The organism is Microvirga sp. HBU67558 (assembly GCF_018069605.1).
GTDB classification, from domain to species: domain Bacteria; phylum Pseudomonadota; class Alphaproteobacteria; order Rhizobiales; family Beijerinckiaceae; genus Microvirga; species Microvirga terrae.
On record NZ_JAGPUP010000498.1, the window covers coordinates 10,458 to 31,559 of the forward strand.

Sequence of the window (21,102 nt, forward strand, 5' to 3'; positions counted from 1 at the left end):
TTGCCAAGGACTGTGCGGGTCGTCATCCATGTGCAAATTCCTAGCGCATCGTGCGGAAAAGTGGACCCGGTTTTCCGCACGATGCGCTAGGCCAGAATATGGAGTCTCGGACCCGGACGTGGATTCCACGTCCGGGTCCGAGACTCAAGCCCGCCGCAACCCTTGAAATCAGAGTCGCTTGTGTGAAGCCAGACGTACCATCATCCGGGCCGCCCCTCGTCGAGCTTCAAGGCATCAGCAAGCGCTACGGCGACCTTCTCGCCAACGACGGGATCGATCTGGCGATCGAGCCGGGCGAGATCCACGCGCTCCTGGGCGAGAACGGGGCCGGCAAGTCGACCCTGGTCAAGATCCTCTATGGGGTCATCGAGCCCAGCGCGGGCGAGATCCGGTGGGAGGGACGCCCGGTGTCGATCGGATCGCCGGTCGAGGCGCGCAATCTCGGCCTCGGCATGGTGTTCCAGCATTTCTCGCTCTTCGACGAGTTGACGGTCGCGGAGAACATCGCCGTGGCCTTGTCGGGCGGGTGGAGCCTGTCCACGGTCCGCAGCAAGCTCGGGGAGATCAGCCGGACGTACGGCCTCGCGCTCGATGCCGACCGGGCGGTCTGGACCCTGTCCGCGGGCGAGCGCCAGCGCATCGAGATCGTCCGCTGCCTGCTCCAGAATCCCAGGCTGCTGATCCTGGACGAGCCGACCTCGGTGCTGACGCCCCAGGAGGCCGAGCACCTCTTCACCACCCTGGACCGGCTTTCGGCCGAGGGCTGCTCCATCCTGTACATCTCGCATAAGCTCGAGGAAGTGCGCCGCCTCTGCCGCCGCGCCACGATTCTCAGGGCCGGCCGGGTGGTCGCGACAATCGACCCGCGGGCGAAGAGCGCCCGCGAGATCGCAGCCCTCATGGTCGGCAACGAGGTCGGCGAGGTCCGGACCGACGCGCCGCATCAGGTCCAGGGCGAGGTGCTCAGGGTCTCTCGCCTGTCGATCCCGCCGGCCGGGCTGCACGGGCAAGCCCTGCGCGACATCGACCTCGTGGCCCGCGCCGGCGAGGTGGTGGGCATCGCGGGCGTCGCGGGCAACGGGCAGAGCGAATTGTTCGCCGCCCTGTCGGGCGAGCGCCCGGCGGAGCGCGCGGACGCCGTGGTCATCGCCGGCCGGTCGTGCGGGACGATGGGCATCGACGCCCGCCGCCGGCTCGGCGCCGCCTTCGTGCCGGAGGAGCGCCTGGGCCATGCGGCCGCGCCGACCCATCGCCTGAGCGAGAACACCCTGATCTCGCACGCGGCCTCCGAAGTGAGCCGCTCGGGATTCATTCTCGTCAACGCCGCCCGGCGGCTCGCCCGCTCGATCATCCAGAGCTTCGACGTGCGCACCCCCGAGGGCGATCCGCAGGCGCGCAAGCTCTCCGGCGGCAACCTGCAGAAATTCGTCATCGGCCGCGAGATCATCCGCAGACCCAAGCTCATCATCGTCGACCAGCCGACCTGGGGCGTGGACGCGGGCGCCGCGCGGCTCATCCGCCAGGCGCTCGTCGATCTCGCCCGCGCGGGCAGTGCGGTCGTCGTCGTCAGCCAGGATCTCGACGAGTTGTTCGAGGTGGCGGACCGGATGGCCGTGATCCATCAGGGCCAGTTGAGCCCGCTCAGACCGGTCGGCGAATGGACCAGGGAAGCGATCGGACTCGAAATGCTGGGCGTTGCACAGGGCCAAGGGGGCGTTCATGCGCTTTGAGCTGACGCCTCGCGCGAGCGTCTCGCCGGTCATGCGGGCGCTCGCCCCCGTGGCCGCCTTCGTGACCGCGTTCCTGATCGCCGGCTTCGTGATCTGGCTGATGGGCCGCTCGCCCATCGCGGCCTTCGACGTCTATGTGCTCCAGCCCCTGAGCGACCCTTGGGCCCTGCAGGAGCTCGTCGTCAAGGCGACGCCGCTGGCGCTGATCGCCATCGGGCTGTCCTACTGCTTCCGGGCCAACCTCTGGAACATCGGCGCGGAGGGACAATACGTGATCGGCGCCGTGCTGGGCAGCTGGCTCGCCCTGCGGACCCACGGGACCGAGGCCGGGGCCTGGGTGCTGCCCCTCATGCTGATCCTGGGGATCGTCGGCGGTGCGCTCTACGGGCTCATCCCGGCCTTCCTGAAGACCCGGTTCGGCGTCAACGAGATCCTGACCAGCCTCATGCTGGTCTACGTGGCGCAGCTCATCCTGGATTACCTGGTGCGCGGTCCGTGGCGCGATCCGAAGGGCTTCAACTTCCCGCAATCGGTGACCTTCGATCCATCGGCGACCCTGCATCCGATCCTGGAGGGCGGGCGTGTGCATTACGGCGCTCTGTTCGCCCTGGTGGCGGTCCTGCTCACCGCCGTGATCCTGGGGCGGACGCTCTTCGGCTACCGCCTGAAGCTCACCGGTGACGCACCTCGGGCGGCCCGGTTCGCGGGCTTCAGCTCCAAGGCCACCACCATGGCGGTCTTCGCCATCTCGGGCGGGTTGGCGGGGCTTGCCGGCATAGCGGAGGTCTCGGGCCAGATCGGGCAGCTCCAGCCGTCGATCTCCCCGGGCTACGGCTTCACGGCCATCACGGTGGCGTTTCTGGGGAGGCTCAACCCCATCGGGATCCTGATCGCCGCGCTCGTGGTCGCGCTGACCTTCATCGGCGGCGAGAGCGCGCAGATCCTCCTGAAGCTGCCGCTCGACCTCACGCAGGCCTTCCAGGGCATCCTGCTGCTCTGCGTGCTCGCGGCCGACGCGCTGGTGAGCTACCGCATTCGTCTCATTGCACGGGGAGGGGGCAAATGACCACTTTCGAGGCCATCCTTCTCACCATCGTGACGGCATCCACGCCGCTCCTGATCGCGGCGCTCGGCGAGCTGGTCACGGAGCGCTCCGGCGTCCTCAATCTCGGCGTCGAGGGCATGATGGCCATGGGGGCCGCCTGCAGCTTCGCGGCCGCCGTCACCTTCGACTCGACCCTGCTGGGCGTCGCGGCCGGCATGCTGGCCGGGGTCCTGATGGCGGCGCTCTTCGCCCTCGTGGTGCTGGGCTTCGCGGCAAACCAGGTCGGCTCCGGCCTGGCGCTGACGATCTTCGGCCTCGGCCTGTCCGGCCTGGTCGGGGCTCCCTTCGTGGGTGCGAGGCGCGATCCGATCGCGCATATCGACGTTCCGACCTTAAGCGACATCCCGGTGATCGGCCGCCTGTTTTTTGAGCAGGACCTCTTCGTCTACGCGTCGATCGCCCTCACGATCCTGATCGCCCTCTACCTCACCCGGTCCCGGTCCGGCCTGACCCTGCGCTCCATCGGCGAGAACCATACCTCGGCCAACGCGCTCGGCCTGCCGGTCTGGCGAGTGCGCTTCTGGGCCATCCTGTTCGGCGGCGCCTGCTCGGGGCTCGCCGGCGCCTATCTCGCCCTCGTCTATACCCGGTTCTGGTCGCCCGGCATGACGGCGGGACGCGGCTGGATCGCGCTGGCGCTCGTGGTCTTCGCGGCCTGGCGGCCGGGCTGGCTCCTGGTCGGGGCCTACATCTTCGGCGCGGCGACCGTGCTCCAGCTTCACGCCCAGGCGGCCCAATTCGGCGTGCCGCCCCAGGTCCTGTCGGCGGTGCCCTATCTCGCGACGATCCTGGCCCTTCTGCTGCTCTCCCTGCGGCGCGGCCGCGCCGTCGGGGCGCCCGGTTCCCTGGGGGTGCCGTTCGTGCCTGACCGGTGAGCAAACTGGTGTTAATCTGACCAAAGTGTAGGCAGAGGAATTCTTGCCAGAACGCCTCAGACCTGCGACGGAAGGGTTGAAATCCAAACTCGAGGGAACGAGCATGTTTTCAGGGAAAGTCTTCGGAGCCGTTGCGGGGGCAGCGGTCCTGGCTCTGTCCGCGACCGGCGCCTTCGCGCAGGCGAAGGACAAGATCAAGGTCGGCTTCATCTACGTGGGCCCCGTCGGCGACTTCGGCTGGAGCCATCAGCATGACCAGGGCCGCCAGGCGATCGAGAAGGCCTTTCCGGGCAAGGTGACGACGACCTTCGTCGAGAGCGTGCCGGAAGCCGATTCCGAGCGCGCCATCGAGCAGCTCGCCCGCACCGGCCACGACCTGATCTTCACGACCTCCTTCGGCTTCATGGAGCCGACCCTGAAGGTCGCCAAGAAGTATCCGAACATCAAGTTCGAGCATGCCACCGGCTTCAAGCGCGCCCCGAACCTCTCGACCTACGCGGCGAAGTTCCACGAGGGCCGCTACATCACCGGCGTGATCGCCGGCAAGATGACCAAGTCCAACGTCATCGGCTATGTGGGTGCCTTCCCGATCCCGGAAGTGATCGCCGGCATCAACGCCTATTATCTCGGCGCCCAGTCGGTGAACCCGAACGTCAAGATCAAGATCGTGTTCGCCAACACGTGGTTCGATCCGGCGAAGGAAGGCGATGCCGCCAAGGCGCTCCTCGACCAGGGCGTCGACGTCCTGGCCCAGCACACGGACAGCCCGGCTCCGATCCAGGCCGCCGAGGCAAGGGGCAAGTTCGGCTTCGGCCAGGCCTCCGACATGGAGCGCTTCGCCCCGAAGGCGCAGCTCACGGCCATCACGGACAATTGGTCGGACTACTACGTCGCCCGCGCCAAGGCGGTTCTCGACGGCACCTGGAAGTCCGAGGACACCTGGGGCGGCATCAACGCCCACATGGTCGTGATGACTCCCTACAAGAACATGCCCGACGACGTGAAGAAGATGGCCCAGGACACCGAAGCGGCCATCAAGTCCGGCCAGTTCAACCCCTTCAAGTGCCCGGTCGTCGGCCAGGACGGCAAGGAGATCGAGTGCAAGGGCCAAGGCGCCCTCTCGGACGAGCAGGTGCTCGGCATGAACTTCTACGTGAAGGGCATCGAGGACAAGATCCCGCAATAAGCGGCGGATCGATGCGTCAATCCCATCGGGGCGGCCGGGCGACCGGCTGCCCTTTTTCGTGCGATGCCTGTCATCACGGGCAGAATGGCGGAGGGTAGCGAATGGACGAGCAGGCGACGATCCGGCCTGGCGAGGGCGACGTTCTCATCGTGGTGGATGTCCAGAACGACTTCCTGCCCGGCGGCGCGCTGGCCGTTCCCGACGGCGACGCCGTGATCGCGCCGATCAACCGGCTCTCCAGGGCCTTCCGCCACGTGGTGCTGACCCAGGACTGGCATCCGGCGGGTCACGCCTCCTTCGCGTCGAGCCATCCGGCGAAGGAGCCCTTCGACACGGCGGAGCTGCACTACGGCACCCAGGTGCTGTGGCCGGATCATTGCGTGCAGGGCACGCCGGGGGCCGAGATCTCCCGCGACCTCGACATTCCGCACGCGCAGCTCGTCATCCGCAAAGGCTACAATGGCGGCATCGACAGCTATTCGGGCTTCAAGGAGGCCGACCGGCGGACCTCGACGGGACTGGCCGGCTACCTGACGGAGCGGGGCTTCCGCCGGGTCGTCTGCGCCGGGCTCGCGCTCGATTTCTGCGTCGCCTGGACGGCCCTCGATGCCGCGGAAGCCGGGTTCGAGACCTACCTGATCGAGGATGCCTCCCGGGCCATCGACGCGAACGGGTCGCTCGCGAAGGCGAGGGCGGATCTGGAGGCGGCGGGCGTAAGGATGATCGGGAGCAACCGGATCGTCGGCGCCTGAAACGCTCCCGTCATGGCCGGGCGCGTCCCGGCCATCCCGATACGGTGAAGCTCAGCGGCCTTCGGATCGGGATCACCGGGACGAGCCCGGTGACGGCGTTGAGTTTTGCCGAACCGGCTGCGCCTTGACGCATCGACTTCAGACCGCCGTCCCGTGCAGATCGTACTCGTCGGAAGCCTCGATCCGCACGTTGACGATCTCGCCCGGCTTGAGCGGGGTCTTGGACGCCACGTAGACGGCGCCGTCGATTTCGGGGGCGTCGTACTGGGTGCGGCCGGTCGCCACCGTGGAGCCCTGCTCGTCGATGATGACCGGCAGGGTCCTGCCGACCTTCGACTTCAGGATCTTGGCGCTGACCTTCTGCTGGGTCTGCATGAAGCGGTGCCAGCGCTCCTCCTTCACCTCCGGCGGCACGGCGCCGTCGATGTCGTTGGCGGGCGCGCCCTGGACCGGCTCGTACTGGAAGCAGCCGGCCCGGTCGATCTTGGCGTCCTTCAGCCACTGCATCAGGAAGTCCACGTCCTCCTCGGTTTCGCCCGGGAAGCCGACGATGAAGGTCGACCGGATGGCGAGGTCGGGGCAGATGTCGCGCCACTTGTGGATTCGCTCCAGGGTCTTCTCCTGGTTGCCCGGGCGGCGCATGGATTTCAGGACCCGCGGGGAGGCGTGCTGGAACGGGATGTCGAGATAGGGAAGGATCTTGCCCTCGGCCATCAGCGGGATGACCTCGTCCACGTGCGGGTAGGGGTAGACGTAGTGCATGCGCACCCACATGCCGAGTTCGCCCAGCTCCCTGGCGAGCTCGAAGAACCGCGTGCGGACCTCCCGGTCCTTCCACAGGCTCGGCTGGTACTTGATGTCGAGTCCGTAGGCGCTGGTGTCCTGCGAGATCACCAGGAGTTCCTTGACCCCGGCCCGGGCCAGCTTTTCCGCCTCGCGCAGCACGTCGGCGATCGGGCGGCTGACGAGGTCGCCGCGCAGTTTGGGGATGATGCAGAAGGAGCAGCGGTTGTTGCAGCCCTCCGAGATCTTCAGGTAGGCGTAGTGGCGCGGGGTCAGCTTGACGCCCTGGGGCGGCACGAGGTCGACGAAGGGGTCATGCGCCGGCGGCACCGCCTGGTGCACCGCCGAGACGACGGATTCGTAGGCCTGCGGCCCGGTGATCGCCAGGACGTTCGGGAACTGGTCGCGGATCTGCTCCGGCTCGGCGCCCATGCAGCCGGTCACGATGACCTTGCCGTTCTCCGCCATGGCGTCGCCGATCGCCTCCAGCGACTCGGCCTTGGCGCTGTCGAGGAACCCGCAGGTGTTGACAATCACCACGTCGGCCCCGTCGTGCTCCTTGGTGAGCTGGTAGCCCTGAGCCCGGAGCTGGGTGATGATGCGTTCGGAATCGACCAGGGCCTTCGGGCAGCCTAGGGAAACGAACGAGACTTTCGGCGCGGGAGCATTCATCCGCCACATCCACTTGCTTTAATCGAAACTGACATCCGTGCGGTGTCCCGCCTCGAGCATCGGACCCAAAAGTGCCCTGCACCTTCGCGGTCGATCCGATGCTCGATCCCTTGCGTGGCGCACGCTCGATGCGAATCCACAGCGGAAGGACCTGTCGATCGAGGGCAGGAACACCCGGCACATCCGGCGCCACCGCGCCCGGACCTGCCCGATCTGTCACCTGGATCGATCCAGCGCCTCGCGCAGACGCGTCCCAATCCCGGGAAGCGCGCGACCGAAGACGCGCGTGTGCCTTTACAGCACCGGGTCGGCCTTTACAACATCCGGCTTTGACGCGGGTCCGATCACGCCGGCTCTGTCCATTCGAGCTCCCGCCGGGAAATCTCCCGCACGACCCTGTCGGCGAACAGCTGAAGCTCGGCCTTGTCGCCGCGAGAGAAAGTGCGGGGCTTGGTATCGAGCAGGCACAAGGCCCCGAGGCGGATATCCTTGAGGAAGATCAACGGAGCCCCAGCATAGGATCGAATATGGGGCGCTCCCGTCACGAAGGGGTTGGTCCTGAACCGCTCGTCCGCCAGGGCGTCCTCGACCGCGAAGACCTCGTCGCTCAGGATCGTGTAGTTGCAGAAGGCCACGTCCCGCCGGGTCTCTCCGGTCTCGAGCCCCCGTGCCGCCTTGATGAGCTGACGGGCCCGGTCGATCAGGGTGATGGTGCAGATCGGCACGTCGAAATGGGCGCGGACCTCGTCGCAGATCCCGTCCAGGGCCGGATCCGGCCTCGATGTGAGGGCACCGGTTTCAAGGAGAGCTTGCAGGCGCTCTTCTTCACGAGGACCGGTCGGAAACGGCATGGATCACCTTTCTACGCAAACTCTCAGGCCGAGTGCGGCTCCGCAAAGGTCGGCTCGACCGGACGAACACTCAATGGCAATCCTGCATAATCCAGCTCCACCCTAGAGGTAAGCCCCGATGATGGAATAACATGGCCGCATCATTGTGACCCCCGACAGGCAGCTTCAGGCACCGGGAGCCGGACCGGCGCGAGCGTGACCCAAGGCATCCCTGACCGCATGCCAGGCGGGCTTGCGCCGAAGGCCGCGGTCGTAGAGAAGCGGCCTCTGAGGAGTTCCGTCGGCCCGCGGTCTGAACCCGTTGAGCCAAGTGGAGCCGTCGCTCAGCCCCCAGGTGTTCACGGCGCAGACGCTGCCCTCCGCAAGGACGAGGTCGAGATAGGCCCGGTAGGTGTCGGCCACGATGGAATCGCGCCGCTTCCGGTCTCGGGGGCAGAGATGGTCGGAGACGTCCAGTTCCGTGATCATCACGCTCAGGCCCATTCGCCCGATCTCGCGCAGGAAGGCTTGGAGCTCCGGATGCTCCCGGGGCTGTTCGAGGGCCGTCAGATGCGACTGGATCCCAAGGCCGCCGATGGGCGTGCCTCTGCCAAGCTCCCGCTCGAGGAGACGCAGCATCATCCGCCGCTTCATCTCCGCTTCGCGGCTGTCGTATTCCAATCCCATCTCGTTGAGGACCAGAAGGGCCGCCGGGTCCAGATCGGCCGCCCGGCGGAAGGCCGTCGCAAGGTAGTCGGGGCCCAGGACCTCGAGGAACCGCGAGCGGCGCAGCCCGTCCCCTCGGCCTTGGGAGGGTTCGAGAGGTTCGTTGATCACGTCCCAGGACTTCAGGCGCCCAGCGTAGCGCGCCACGGTCGCTTCGAGATGCCTCAGGGCCGATGCCTTGAAACGGCGGTCCGGGCTCTCGCGACAGGCGGTGGGAACGGCCTCGTGCCACCACAGGGTATGCCCATGAAACGCGAGGCCGTTGTCCGCCGCGAAGTCAACGAGCCTGTCCGCAGCCGAATAGTCGGGCCTGTGAGGATCGGCGCCGATTACATCCCACTTCATCTCGTATTCTGCCGTGATGATGTTGCAATTCTTGAGAATTGCACGTTGAAGCGGTTGCAAGGACAGGTCAGAGGTGCAAAGAGCGGTGCCGAAAAGCAGGTCTCTGTGAACGGCAGCGCTCGACAAGCCGTCCCGACTAAGGCCATGCTGTGTCATCAATTCCTAGTCCGCGAAGAATATCGTCCATCGTGATGTAAACCGGTTGCAGCGACCGCAGATCCCGCCTCATGAAGATCCGCCACACCCTTCTGATATTGACGGCTTTCCTGGGTATCGCCCTGCTGGTGGCAGTTTCGATCCAGATCCGCGCCGAGCTTCTGGATTACCAGACTGCGCAGCGACTCGCGGCATCGAACGGGATTCGAGAGCAGCTTCTTCTCGGAACGGAGGCCTTCACGAATGAGCGGAGCCGGACCTTCGTGGTGCTGCTCGACACGGATCGCCGGAGCGGCGGGACCGGGAGCCTGGAAGAGACCCGGCGCCGGGTCGATGAATTCCTGGGAGCTGCGGAACGGGAGCTGAGGGGCACGACCGGCGTCCTGGGGAGTACCGATGCCGGCTTGGCCGTTCTTGCCCGGATCCGCCAGGAGATCGGGGCGCTCCGAGGGCAGGCCGATGCCTCTCTCACTCCCGCTCAGCCGCATAGGGGCGGCGAGTTCGCGCCGCGCTGGTTCCAGGAAGCGACCCGCCTGATCGGGGAACTGCAATCCTCGCGCCTGACGCTGCTCCAGCAGGAACGGCCGCTGGAGCCGACCCTGCGCGCGGAGGCGAACCTGAGGACCCAGGCCGGAATCCTGAGCGAGAGCATCGCACGCAACCAGGCCCTCATGAGCCGCGCTCTGATGGATCCCGGAAGTGTCGGGGGGCTGGAATTCGACGCCATCAGCCGCAATTCCGGGCGGGCCGGTCTCGCCTGGGAGCTGATCGACGGGCAACTGGGCTCTCCGCTGAGCCCGGCCGTCACGGCGGCGATCAGCGCCACGCGCGAGGATTACACCTCGACCTTCGCTCCACTCCAGCAATCCCTCCTGAATTCCCTGCTGAGCAAGGTGCCGCCCGGAATGGATGCGGGCCAGTGGTACGAGATCACGGAGCATACGCTGGGCAACATTGCCCGCATGCAGCGGGAGCTGCTCGGCAGTTCCCGCGACCGTCTCGAGGCGACGCTTCGCCGGGCCCGCACGTCGGTCCTGCAATGGTCCGGGCTTCTGCTCCTCGGGATCGGGGCGGTGATCGGCAGCGTGCTCGTGGTGCGCCGACGGGTGGTGCAGCCCCTCGAGGCGCTGAGCCAGTCCATGCTGAGGCTCGCCGACAACGACCTCTCCACGCCGCTCCCGCGGCTGATGCGTGCCGACGAGATCGGCGAGATGAACGACGCGCTGCGCGTCTTCAAGGCCAACGCGATCCAGCGTGAGCGGGCGCAGAACGAAAAGCAGGTTCTCCATGCCCGCCTGAGGGAGACCTACCGGCAGCTTCGCAAGGATCTCGAGGCCGCCGCCGTCATTCAGGGCGCCATGCTGCCTCCGGCGTCGGCCATGGGGAACGTGAGCTACCGGGGGCTCTACCGCCCGTCGAGCCTGATCGCCGGCGATACCTACAACGTGCTGCGCCGCAACGACGGTGGGATCGGGTTCTTTCAGGTGGATGTGGCCGGCCATGGGGCGGCCGCGGCTCTCGTGTCCGTCGCCTGTCATCACACCCTGTCCCAGGCGATCCTGACGCGTCCGCAAGGAATGCGCCTGGAGGAGATCGCCGCTCAGATCAACCACGACTGGCCCGAGGATCTTCCGTACTTCACGATGATCCTGGGCGAAATCCATCCCCGGTCCCACCAGGCCAGCATCGTGCAGGCGGGGCACCCGTCGCCGGTAGTGATCCGGTCGGACGGTCTCGTCGAGATGATCGGCGAGGGTGGGTTCCCGATCGGCATGTTCCCGGCCGCCGCTTATGAGCGGCTGGATTTCGAATTCGGGCCGCACGACCGGCTCCTGATCTACTCGGACGGATTGGTGGAGGCCGAAGACCAAGCCGGAGCGCAGTTTTCGGAGGAACGCCTGCGCCGTATCATTCGGGATAATGCCACGGACACGACCCCCGCGCTCCTCGACCGGCTCGATGTCGCGGTGCGGACGTGGCGTGGCTCTGAAACCCTGGACGACGACTTGAGCGTTCTCATGCTGGAGCGCTTGCCTGAAAGGATCCCTGCCGATGCTGTCCACTGATCTTCGAAACAATGTCCTGGTCGTCCGAGTGTCGGAAAAGCGGATCGATGCAAGCCGGGCTCCGGTGTTCAAGGACGAGATCACGAAGTGCATCGATGCCGGCCGGAACCAGATCGTTCTTGATCTGAGCGGCGTCGAGTTCATCGACAGTTCGGGCCTTGGAGCCCTTGTTTCGTGCCTCAAGCGCCTCGGTCCGCGGGGGAGCCTTGCCGTGGCGGGAGCCACGGGGGCCGTCAGCCGGCTCTTCACCCTGACCCGGATGGACAAGGTCTTCACCCTTCATCCGAATGTGGATTCCGCCGTCGAACAGCTTTCTGCCTGATCGGTCGCCGCAAGAGAGCAGGAAGAATCAGGATGGTCGCCTCCATCAGCCTTTCCATCGACAGCGACCTCGACAAGGTCTCCCTCCTGGCGCGCGCCGTGCGGGCCCTGTGCGAGGACTTCCTCGGGCCCGACGATCTGGACGCCGTGGAACTCAGCCTGGTCGAGGCCATCAACAACGTCATCAAGCACGGCTACCACGGAGAAAAGGGCAAGGACGTCCAGGTCGCCGTCGGGCTTCAGGCCGACCGGATCGTGATCGACGTCATCGATCACGCGCCTCCGATGGAGCCCGGTGTGCTGGAGCACGCGTCCGACGATCCATTCACCTTCGACGAGACCGATCTGGCAGAAGTCCCGGAGGGCGGCATGGGGCTGGCCCTCATCCACATGAACATGGACGAGGTCGAGTACGTGTCGAACGAATCCGAGAACCGCCTGCGGATGGTCAAGCGGATTGCCCGTCCCGGGGCGTGAGCGTCAGCTCTTCGCCGAGGCGTTGAGATCCGCGATCCTGTCCTGGAGCGACGGGAACGCGACGGCGGCCGTCCCGAGCGCGGCGTCGACCACCGTGCTGGGCTCACCGCGCCGGCGTTCCATGTCGGCGAGGATCCGTTGCACCCGCGTTAGGCCATCCTCGGGCTTCAGGATGCCGAGCTGCACGGCTGACGAAAGGGTGGACAGAAGCGCCGCACGGCTCGCGGGGCTGTCGGGATCGGCGCCATAAGCTTGTTCCGAGCGCTGGAGATTCGCCCGCACCGCAGCGTCGATGGCGGGCGAGACTGTCGTCGGCGCATGCCTCTGCCGGGACAGTTCCGTGGCGACCCGGCCCTGGATATGCGCCTCGGTGTCGAGGGTTTCGAGATAAATGATGATACCGGTCGAGATCGCCAGCGCGGCGATGAAGGTCAGCTGCCCCCGGGCCTTGAGGAGGCCATCCCTGAAAGTCACCGTTGAGCCTCCGGTACGCTTGGAACGCGATACTGAAACTGGTTGCTGTCCGCATAGCTAGGACGAGGTACCGACATTAGAAGTCCGTCCCCGTCCATGGCAAGGGTTGGGTCGGAGGAGGGTGTGGAGCAACGACGGCTTCTTGACTTACCGGTACGTTGGAACATTCTTGAGCGACCGTACCCGATCAGCGGCGGTTGGAACCCGCCTCCACCCCGTCTCGACCGGAATTCATTCAATCGAAACCTTTCGCGGCAAGGCTCCGGCGTCCCGGCCACCCCGGTCTCCGCGAGAGGCTCGCCCGATCATTCCGGCGTCAGGTAGAAGAAGCAACGATCGATGAACAGTCTGACGTCAGGACCGGCACTCTTCATTCAGCCGCATTACGACGATGTTCCCCTGTCCTGCGGCGGAACCGTCGCTCTTCTGGCCGATCGAGGGCACGAGCCGCGCATGGTGACCGTCTTCGCCGGCGAGCTCGTCGACGAAATGGTCGGCCCGTTCGCCGCCTGGAAGCACGAACGCTGGAAGGTGACGGATGCCGAGCAGGTGCTGGCCGTCCGGCGTGCCGAGGATGCCGATGCCGCCCGCACCCTCGGGGCGCCGGTTCGCTGGCTCGGCATGCCGGACGCCATCTATCGCGGCGATCGCTACAAGTCCGATCACGAGCTGTTCGGCCCGCTGATCGGCGAGGAGCTGGAGTTGGCGATCCATCTGGCCGAAGAGATCCGCCACCTGCCGGAATGGCGTGAGGGGACCCGTGTCTTCGTTCCGCTCGGCGTCGGGTCCCATGTCGACCACCAGCTCGTGTTCGAGGCGGGCCGCCGCCTGGCCGCACAGGGGGCTCAGGTTTTCGCCTACGAGGATTGTCCCTACGCCATCCATAGTCCGGCCGGGGTCGCGGCGCGCCTTGCCGCGCTCGGTGGCGCCGTCGGCGAGCCCGTCCTCGTGCCGATCGGCGACGCCCTCGAGAAGCGTCTCGACGCCATCGCCTGCTACCGATCGCAGGTGCCGGTGATCTTCCGATTCACGGCGGATTTCCGGCGCGCCGTTGCGGAGTTCGCCATCAGGACCGGCGGCGCTTCGGGTCCGGCCGAGCGGTTCTGGCCCGTTCGTCCGCCTGGTTCCCGATGATGGTCGGCGACGTCGAGCACCTGGATCGGGCCGTGGCGTTCCTGCGCGTCCAGGGGCGCCTGGATGCCGCCGCGGCGCCGGACCTCCGGGCTCGCCTGAACGGGGCGATCGCCGATGGGACGACGCAGATCCTCATCGATCTCGCGGACGTGCCGTTCATCGACAGCACCGGCCTCGGCGTTCTGGTGTCCGGCCTCAAGGCCGTCCGCCGGGCCGACGGCGATCTGCGCCTCATCGCTCCCGGTCCCCAGGTGCGCAGGCTCCTGCGCCTGACGACCCTTGACCGGGTGTTCACAATTCTGGAGACCGCCTAAACGCCCGTCGGCAGCGACCCTTCGGTAATGGCCGCCTCGTACTCGGGATCCGGCTGCCAGTACGCCGCCCGAATCACCGGGAGCATGGACAGGGCGTTGCTCAAGCCCCAGAGGGTATTGGCGATCATCGCCCCGAGCGTGTAGCCGTCGCGGCCCGTACCGTAGGAGAACCATCCCCAGATCAGCCCTGCCATGGTGACGATCACGAGACCGATCTGCCATCGGACGAGCCGGCCATAGGTGCCCACCTGGCGGTCCTTGGGCGTCACCGGGAACGAGATCTTCTGGCCTCTCATCACGGCCCAGAGAGCCTGGAGGTTGAGCGGGAACATGGCGAGGTACCAGGCCCGGCCCTTGGCGTTCGAATTTCCCCACATCGCGACGAGCTGCGACAGCTCGTTGAGCAGCAGGAACGGCGCGATGTGCAGGAAGAAGTCGAGCGAGTAGCCGGACACCGGAGCGATGCCCGAGAAGAGGAACACGATGGGCGAGACCAGGAAGATGACGTTCCAGATCGGCGACAGGTACGAATAGAAGGTGGATCCGTACATGAGCTTCTGCGGCAACGTCAGCCCGCGGCGGACCAGCGGGTTGTCGTGGGCCAGGATGTCGAGGGTGCCGCCCGCGTACTTGAAGCGCTGGATGGTCCAGCTGAGGAGGTCGTTCGGGGACAGCATCTTGGACTGGACGACCGGATGGAGGACGGATCTCCATCCGCGCTCCCGGTCGCTGTGGAGCACGATGGAGGTGTAGATGTCCTCCGACACGTGGAACTTGTAGGGCTGGAACTCCTCGTCGAGGGCGCTCTGCCAGCGCATGGCATCGCTGATCGAATCCATGATCGCGGCCTCGCCGGTGAGCTCGCGGGCGGCCTTCTCGTTGCGGCCCGCAGCGGCCGCCACATGATCCGACCATTGCCGCAGCGCCGCCTCCATGACGGCCTCGCGCCGGTGGATCGATCCGGCGCCGCAGCAGAAGCTCGCATTCGCCCAGTTCCGCCGGCGCTGGATGACGTCGAAAAAGAGCTGGGGGTCGTTGGCGAACGGATCCTCGCCGACCTGAACCGCGCCGAAGATCCGCTCGATGCCGCGTCCGATGCCGCGGCCGAAGGCGCCGAGGCGCCGTTCGAGCACCGCCGGCAGGGGCACGCCCGGCGGAATGTCGTAGAACCAGTGGGGGGTCTGGACCCACGCCACCTTGGGATCGCGGAAATAGCCGAGCGTCTCCTCGAGAAAGGTCGGGAAGGGGTGCATGTCGGCATCGCAGATCAGGATGAAATCGCCCGACGTGGCCGACATGGCGTTGCGCAGGTTCCCGGCCTTGAAGCCGACATTGTCGGAGCGGGTGATGTAGTTGACCCCTTCCTCCCGGGCGACGGCCTCCATGGCGGGCCGCTTGCCGTCGTCCAGCACGTGGATCCGGAGGTCGATGGGGTAGGGATAGGTGAGCTTCTTGGATTGCTGCAGGCCCACCCGGACCAGTTCGGGATCCTCGCTGTAGGTGGCCACGAAAACGTCGACCGAGACGGGGCGGTCCGGCATGCCGGGATCGTCGGAGCAGTCGCGGGCCGTCACGGGAAGCGCACCGCGGACCGGCGACTTCGCCGACCAGAGATTGACCGTGAAGAAGACGAGCCCGACGAAGGATCCGGTCTCGGCGATCAGCAGCGGGATCGAGAACCAGAGGGCGTCGTAGTTGATCGACTTCAACCAGCGCCACCCCAGATACCACATGCCGAACACGAGGCTCGCCGTGCAGAGGAACTGCCAGATCGTTTCGTGCAGGGGAGAATAGGGCAGCGGTGTCCAGGGCTTCTGAGTTTGGAAACGCGAGGCGGGGCGGGACAAGAACGGCAACTCCCAGGAAGGATCGACGGGAAAGATCGAGGCAATAACCTCTGGCCAAGGAAGGAAGTTAGGCTATTTCTGAGGAAAGAAACCCATGCAGGTGGCGCAAGTCCACGAAAGGTGATCTTTACCTGCTATAAGGCCAAATTCCAGATACTGATCCGCCCGACCTTAGTTCACGATTCGAGATTCCGAGACGATGTTTCTACGCAGGCTTGCTCTTCATGTGTGTTTCGCAAGCCTGTTGATCCTGTGCGGGGCAGGTCTCGGCCCGTCGCAGGCCTGGGCCCAGTCGGCCGACGAGACGGTGGAGCAGGCCCGCCAAGCGGCCGGCGCCAACGACAACCGCGAGGCCGCGCGTCTCTTCGAACAGGCCATCCTCCTGGCCCCTGAGCGCCGCCGCGAGCTGCTCCTCGAATTTGCCGACCAGGTGACCTATTCCGGCCGTCCGGCCGAGGCCATACCTCTTTACCGGGAGTTTCTCGCCGATCCCGGCCTTGAGGCCGGCATCCGGCAGCGGGCCGAGCGGGGGCTCGCTTTCGCCCTCTTGTGGGGCAGCCGGTTCCAGGAAGCGGTCACCGCCTGGGAGGCGCGCCTGCGCGCCGATCCGGCCAGCGACGAGGCCCGAAAAGCCCTATCCGACGCTTTCGTGGGCGCGGCCCGGCAGGCGGCGGAGCGCAACGAGAACGCCAATGCCGCCCCGCTCTTCGCCCGGGCGATTGAAACGGCTCCCCAGCGGCGCCAGGAGTTGCTGCCGGAATGGGCCGACCAGACCGCCTACGCGGGCCAGCCGGCTCAGGCCGTTCCTCTCTACCGGGAAGCCCTGCGCGATGGCGGCCGCCCGGCGGATCAGCAGCGGCGGCTCAGGCGCGGACTTGCCTTCGCGCTGCTCTGGAGCGGTCAGTTCCCGGCTGCGCTGGGTGCCCTGGAGGAGGCTCTTCGCGAGGCGCCGGACGACGCGCAGCTCCGCCAGGGACTGGCCGATGCCCGCGCCGGTGTGAGCCGTCCGGCGGCGCCGACTGCCCGAACTGCGCCGGCCGCGCCGGCGGCCTCTCCGGCCGATGCGGCGATTGCCTCGGCCCGCGAGGCTGCGGGCCGAGGGGCGAACAAGGAGGCCGCGTCGCTCTTCGAGCGCGCGATCGCGCTCGATCCCTCGAAGCGCAGCCAGATCGGACGGGAATATGCGGACCAGCTCGCCTATTCGGGTGAGCCGGGCCGGGCGGTTCCGGTCTATCGCGACGTTCTGGCCCGTCGGGATCTCGCCCCGGCCGACCGCCGGCAGGTTGATCGGTCGCTGGCCTTCGCCCTGCTGTGGAGCAGCCAGTTCCCGCAAGCCATCGAGGCATGGGGTGCGATCCTGAGAGCGGATCGGGAGGACGCGGAGGCCCGCAAGGCCCTCTCGGACGCCTATGTTGGGGCCGCCCGTCAATCCGCCCAGAAAACGCGAAATGCCGATGCTGCCACGTTCTTCCGGCAGGCTATCGAAGCCGCCCCGCAGCGGCGTCAGGAACTGCTGCCTGAATACGCCGACCAGGTCGCCTATTCGGGCGATCCTGCGCGCGCGGTCCCGCTGTATCGGGAAGCTCTTCGCGACGGGCAGCGCCCGGAGGCCGAGCGCCGGCGTGTCCGGCGCGGGCTGGCCTTCGCCCTGCTCTGGAGCAGTCAGTTCCGGGAAGCGATCTCCGCGTGGCAGAGCATCGTGCGGGAGGATCCGCGTGACGCCGAGGCTCGCAAAGCCTTTTCCGACGCGCTCGTCGGCGCGGGCCGCCAGGCCGCGGGTCAGGCGCGCAGCGCCGAGGCGGTCAATCTGTTCGAGCGCGCCCTGACGGTGATGCCGAGCCGCCGCCGCGAGCTGCTGCGGGAATATGCCGAGCAGGTCCTCTATGCCGGCCAGCCCCTCCGGGCCGTCCCGCTGTTCCAGGAGATCCTGGAGCGGCCCGACCTCACGGCCAAGGAGAAGCGCGACGCGCAGCTCGGGCTTGCCCGTGCGCTCGCCTGGAGCAGCCAGCAGAAACTCGCCATTCCCGTCTTCAGCGAGATCATCGCGTCCGATCCCCGTGACGTGGAAGCCCTGATCGGGCGGGGCAACGCGCTCAACGACATCACCCGTCACCAGGCCGCCCTGGTCGATTTCGAGGCGGTTCTCGTCCTGCAGCCGCAGAACGTGGAGGCGATCCGCGGCGCGGCGACAGCCGAACGATCAATGGGGCTTCCGCGCGCCGCGCTCGCCCGGCTGGAGCCGCTCCTGGCGGGCGGCGACCGCAACCCGGCGACCCTCTTCATCGCCGCCCAGGCGCGCAACGAGATGGGCCGCCCGGATCTGTCCGAGACCTATGCGCGGGCCGTGCTCGCCGTGAAGCCGGGGGACGAGGGTGCTCAGCGCCTGCTCGATCAGCTCTACCTCGAGCGCCGTCCCCTGACCCAGATCGAAACCTGGTATGCAAGGCGCTCCGACGATCTGGCGATCTGGTCCCTGCAGGCCTCGCACGAGCTGACCTTCAATGCCGGCCTGACCAAGTTCGCCCCGCAGACCCGCTTCATGCGTTACAGGGGCGCGGATTTCCCCAGCGTCGACATGTACAGCCTCGGCCTCGCCGGCCGCCACCGGTTCAACGATTATCTGGAATTCAAGACCTCGTTCTTCCTGAACCTGGAGGAGGAGGTTCCGAGCCGGGTCAGCCCGAACGACGAGCAGGACGTGACCTTCACCCACGAGACGACCCTGAGCCTGATTCCCTCCGATCTCCTGCGGTTCGATCTCGATCTGGGGCGGCGCTACGCCGACGAGAACACGCGCTCCATCGTGAACGACATCCTGGCGAATGATTTCGGGTTCTCGGTGGATCTCACGCCCGACAACGCCACCCGGCTCAGCGCGCAGGCAATCTACAGCCAGTACTCGGACGGCAACGAGCGCGTCTGGGGCCAGTTCGAGGCGGCGAAGCGGTTTACGGCCAATCCCTATTTCTGGCTCGGCGCCCGCTACACGGGTTTCGAGTTCAAGGAGGTTCTCGACAACGGATACTGGAACCCGAAGCGCTACCAGTCGCTCGAAGCGACCCTTCAGTTCTTCGGCCCCCTGGCGGACAAGTGGTGGTTCGACATCCAGGCGGCCGCAGGATACGGGTTCAGCGAACCAGGCGAAGCGGGTTTCGTCGCCTATACGTCGGCACGCCTGAACTACGACTTCTCCCCGCAGGCATCCTTCGCCCTTTATACCAATTACCTCATCTCTTATGCCCGCTCGTCCGAGGACGACGGCATCTTCAACCCGGAAGAGGACGACGAGCCGTTCAGCCGCTGGTCCGTCGGCGGTCAGTTGCGCGTGCGGTGGTGACTCGCGGCGCGAAGGTGAGGGATCCGGCAACGTTTCACCAGGCAACGAAGGCTTGCCGGCGCTCCTTGTCTTGATAGGCGGGGAGGGCATCCGGCGAGGTCTCGCGTTGCGCGGACGGGGCTTGGATTGACGGCGAAGTCCGGCGGAAGGATCAGGCCGGTGTCCGACGGCCATGGGTCGTGCGTTCCTGCGGCTGACCAAGCCCGTCTTTCTCGTCGCCGTTGGCGCGACCCTTAGCCGAATGCCTTGCAACGAAACGGAGGCGGGCGAGAGCCCCGCCCGCCTCCCCAATTCATGACTGGCCTCGTCAGACGCCCACTTGCGGAACTTTCTCCGCCATAGGCGTGCTGACGCGATTGCGCGCCGCGCTCCACAGCCGCGACCGTCCACCGCTCAAATGATCGAAGACCGACGGGGCGACCGCGTTGAGCACCCATGCGGCGACGATGGTCAGGGCGACTGAGAGAATCGAGCTTCCGAAGAAGTTGATCAGCAACGTGAAGTCGCTGTGATCGGGAAACATGCGGACGAACCAGGCCTTCATGAACTGATTGAGAGGCCAATGAAGCGCATGCAGGAAGAACGCGATCGCCGCGACCTTTCCGATCATTCGACCCACGTAGGTCGAGACCAGCAGAGGTGCTACGCCCCACAATGCGACGACTCCCAGCAACCGCAGCCCGTCGCTCCAGAGGTTGAGCAAGGCCTCGCGCGCCGGCAGATCATCAGGCACGAAAAGCGGAGCGAGCGTCCGTATGCCGACGAGGACCAGCAATGCCACCAGGGCGATGATCCCGGCTCGCGGAGTGACCATCGTTGCAACCGGCCAGTTGAGGAGCCGCGCCATCGCGCCGATGTAGAAGAAGAAGAGAACATCAGGGCGATGGAAAACGTGCCACGCGTTGAAGTTCAAAAGCCATACCACGCACAGAACTGTGAACCCGGTCCAGGGAGCACGCCTGATGACGAAGGCCAGAATCGGTGAGCACAGGACGGTCAGGAACAGATCCCTCAGAAACCAGAACTGGAAGTTCGCAGGATTCTGAGTCAAGCCGATGAGCGCGTTGATGATGTCCTGCCATCTCAGATGAAAGACGTCATAAGCGAGAATCTTCCCGTAGTTCGGATAGATCGTGAGCACGGTCGCGGCCACTACCAGGGAGATCACGTTCCAGGACATCATGGGGAGGAGCACGGAGCGGGTCCGGCTGCGATAGCGCTTCAGATAGAAGGCCGCCGAGTGATCGACCTCCCGGAAGAACAGATATCCCGAGATCGCGCTCAACAGGGGCACCGAACTCAGAAAGAGGAAATAGAAGTACGAGTTCGTGAACGTCGCGACCGGATGATCGGTTGGGACCAGTCCTTCCCATGGATTGTGGTCATATCCGGGGAATCGACCGTAGTGCAGGAACACAAGTCCGAACACGAGCAGGAATCTCAATATGTCGATTTGCTCGCGTAGGTTTTCGTCCGGGCTCTTCATGTCTGATCCTCCACGATCCATTGCGCGCCGCGATCAAGACATTATGTCATCGACAGCGGCGATTGAGGACGGACCCTTTGCGGCGAACCCTTCACACTACCGTGAATACTCGTCACGTGAACAACGATCCACCGCCGCAGCCGATTTTCACGGCAGGCGGATCTCGACTCGACATGGCAGATCTGGTTCGGCGCACGCGGAACTACCCGGCAAGGGTCGTTCGCCAACACAACGCTCAGGATGTTAGATCCCGCTTTCCGGTGTCACAACCCGCAGGAAAGGGACAGAAGTGGTAGTGCCGTCATGACAAGGCGCCGACGTAAGATTTCGTCGGTAACTCGCCTGGGTTACGGCACGCCCGATCGTCGAGCGGATTGCTTCCATGGCACGCCGTGCGCGGCGCCTCGACTCAAATGATCATGAAATCCTTGTGAGTGAGCTTGAGGTTTTTGCCGAGCTTTGCGAACTCGACGGCGGCCTTGCTGC

At 66.0% G+C, this 21,102-nt stretch carries 17 protein-coding genes; 11 read left to right on the forward strand and 6 right to left on the reverse strand.

Annotated elements, in window-relative coordinates; all coding sequences use genetic code 11:
• Nucleotides 1-182: 182 nt before the first annotated feature.
• The 5 genes from KBI52_RS11065 to pncA all read left to right on the forward strand — a co-directional run bounded on the left by KBI52_RS11065 (nt 183) and on the right by pncA (nt 5,648).
• Nucleotides 183-1,730, forward strand: a complete 1,548-nt coding sequence (locus KBI52_RS11065; RefSeq protein ID WP_173946864.1) for an ABC transporter ATP-binding protein — start codon at nt 183-185, stop codon at nt 1,728-1,730.
• Entirely contained in the window at nt 1,720-2,796 is a 1,077-nt protein-coding gene (locus KBI52_RS11070; RefSeq protein ID WP_173946863.1) for an ABC transporter permease, read from the forward strand. Before KBI52_RS11065 ends, KBI52_RS11070 begins: the two co-directional genes overlap by 11 nt.
• On the forward strand, nt 2,793-3,710 hold the full coding sequence (locus tag KBI52_RS11075; RefSeq protein WP_173946862.1) for an ABC transporter permease: 918 nt from the start codon (nt 2,793-2,795) through the stop codon (nt 3,708-3,710). Before KBI52_RS11070 ends, KBI52_RS11075 begins: the two co-directional genes overlap by 4 nt.
• 103 nt (nt 3,711-3,813) lie before the next feature.
• Nucleotides 3,814-4,896 carry a BMP family ABC transporter substrate-binding protein gene (locus KBI52_RS11080; protein WP_173946861.1) on the forward strand — a complete coding sequence of 361 codons (1,083 nt, stop codon included), beginning with the start codon at nt 3,814-3,816 and terminating at the stop codon, nt 4,894-4,896.
• Nucleotides 4,897-4,997: 101 nt separating this feature from the next.
• On the forward strand, nt 4,998-5,648 hold the full coding sequence (gene pncA / locus KBI52_RS11085; protein WP_210807437.1) for a bifunctional nicotinamidase/pyrazinamidase: 651 nt from the start codon (nt 4,998-5,000) through the stop codon (nt 5,646-5,648).
• Nucleotides 5,649-5,786: 138 nt separating this feature from the next.
• Here pncA and rimO read toward each other — a convergent pair whose 3' ends face one another.
• From rimO to KBI52_RS11100, 3 genes are all read right to left on the reverse strand, one after another.
• Entirely contained in the window at nt 5,787-7,103 is a 1,317-nt protein-coding gene (rimO, locus tag KBI52_RS11090; RefSeq protein WP_173946859.1) for a 30S ribosomal protein S12 methylthiotransferase RimO, read from the reverse strand.
• Between the two features lie 344 nt (nt 7,104-7,447).
• Nucleotides 7,448-7,954 carry a GAF domain-containing protein gene (locus KBI52_RS11095; RefSeq protein ID WP_173946858.1) on the reverse strand — a complete coding sequence of 169 codons (507 nt, stop codon included), beginning with the start codon at nt 7,952-7,954 and terminating at the stop codon, nt 7,448-7,450.
• 165 nt (nt 7,955-8,119) lie between these two features.
• Nucleotides 8,120-9,160 carry an endo-1,4-beta-xylanase gene (locus tag KBI52_RS11100; protein ID WP_210807439.1) on the reverse strand — a complete coding sequence of 347 codons (1,041 nt, stop codon included), beginning with the start codon at nt 9,158-9,160 and terminating at the stop codon, nt 8,120-8,122.
• 71 nt (nt 9,161-9,231) lie between these two features.
• Between KBI52_RS11100 and KBI52_RS11105 the strand changes: the two genes are divergently transcribed.
• Genes KBI52_RS11105 through KBI52_RS11115 form a run of 3 tightly spaced genes read left to right on the forward strand, consistent with a single transcriptional unit; the run spans nt 9,232 to nt 12,024 of the window.
• Nucleotides 9,232-11,226, forward strand: coding sequence for a PP2C family protein-serine/threonine phosphatase (locus KBI52_RS11105; RefSeq protein ID WP_210807441.1), 1,995 nt, complete (start codon nt 9,232-9,234; stop codon nt 11,224-11,226).
• On the forward strand, nt 11,213-11,548 hold the full coding sequence (locus KBI52_RS11110) for an STAS domain-containing protein (RefSeq protein WP_173946855.1): 336 nt from the start codon (nt 11,213-11,215) through the stop codon (nt 11,546-11,548). Before KBI52_RS11105 ends, KBI52_RS11110 begins: the two co-directional genes overlap by 14 nt.
• 32 nt (nt 11,549-11,580) lie before the next feature.
• Entirely contained in the window at nt 11,581-12,024 is a 444-nt protein-coding gene (locus tag KBI52_RS11115; protein ID WP_173946854.1) for an ATP-binding protein, read from the forward strand.
• Between the two features lie 3 nt (nt 12,025-12,027).
• Here KBI52_RS11115 and KBI52_RS11120 read toward each other — a convergent pair whose 3' ends face one another.
• The gene (locus tag KBI52_RS11120; RefSeq protein WP_173946853.1) at nt 12,028-12,498 is read right to left on the reverse strand and encodes a hypothetical protein; all 471 of its coding nucleotides are present in this window, start codon (nt 12,496-12,498) and stop codon (nt 12,028-12,030) included.
• 339 nt (nt 12,499-12,837) lie between these two features.
• On the opposite strand from KBI52_RS11120, the gene KBI52_RS11125 reads away from it, so the two are divergent.
• Nucleotides 12,838-13,632 carry a PIG-L deacetylase family protein gene (locus KBI52_RS11125; RefSeq protein WP_210807443.1) on the forward strand — a complete coding sequence of 265 codons (795 nt, stop codon included), beginning with the start codon at nt 12,838-12,840 and terminating at the stop codon, nt 13,630-13,632.
• Nucleotides 13,632-13,946 (forward strand): STAS domain-containing protein, encoded by a 315-nt coding sequence (locus KBI52_RS11130; protein ID WP_210807444.1) that lies wholly within the window; start codon nt 13,632-13,634, stop codon nt 13,944-13,946. Before KBI52_RS11125 ends, KBI52_RS11130 begins: the two co-directional genes overlap by 1 nt.
• Here the strand turns inward: KBI52_RS11130 and KBI52_RS11135 are convergent.
• Entirely contained in the window at nt 13,943-15,793 is a 1,851-nt protein-coding gene (locus KBI52_RS11135; RefSeq protein WP_210807446.1) for a glycosyltransferase, read from the reverse strand. The two genes, KBI52_RS11130 and KBI52_RS11135, sit on opposite strands and share 4 nt — an antisense overlap.
• Before the next feature lie 199 nt (nt 15,794-15,992).
• Between KBI52_RS11135 and KBI52_RS11140 the strand changes: the two genes are divergently transcribed.
• On the forward strand, nt 15,993-19,130 hold the full coding sequence (locus tag KBI52_RS11140) for a tetratricopeptide repeat protein (RefSeq protein WP_210807448.1): 3,138 nt from the start codon (nt 15,993-15,995) through the stop codon (nt 19,128-19,130).
• 307 nt (nt 19,131-19,437) lie between these two features.
• Here the strand turns inward: KBI52_RS11140 and KBI52_RS11145 are convergent, their stop codons facing one another.
• A complete protein-coding gene (locus KBI52_RS11145) occupies nt 19,438-20,616 on the reverse strand; it encodes an acyltransferase (RefSeq protein ID WP_210807450.1) in 1,179 nt (392 codons plus the stop codon).
• Nucleotides 20,617-21,102: the final 486 nt, after the last annotated feature.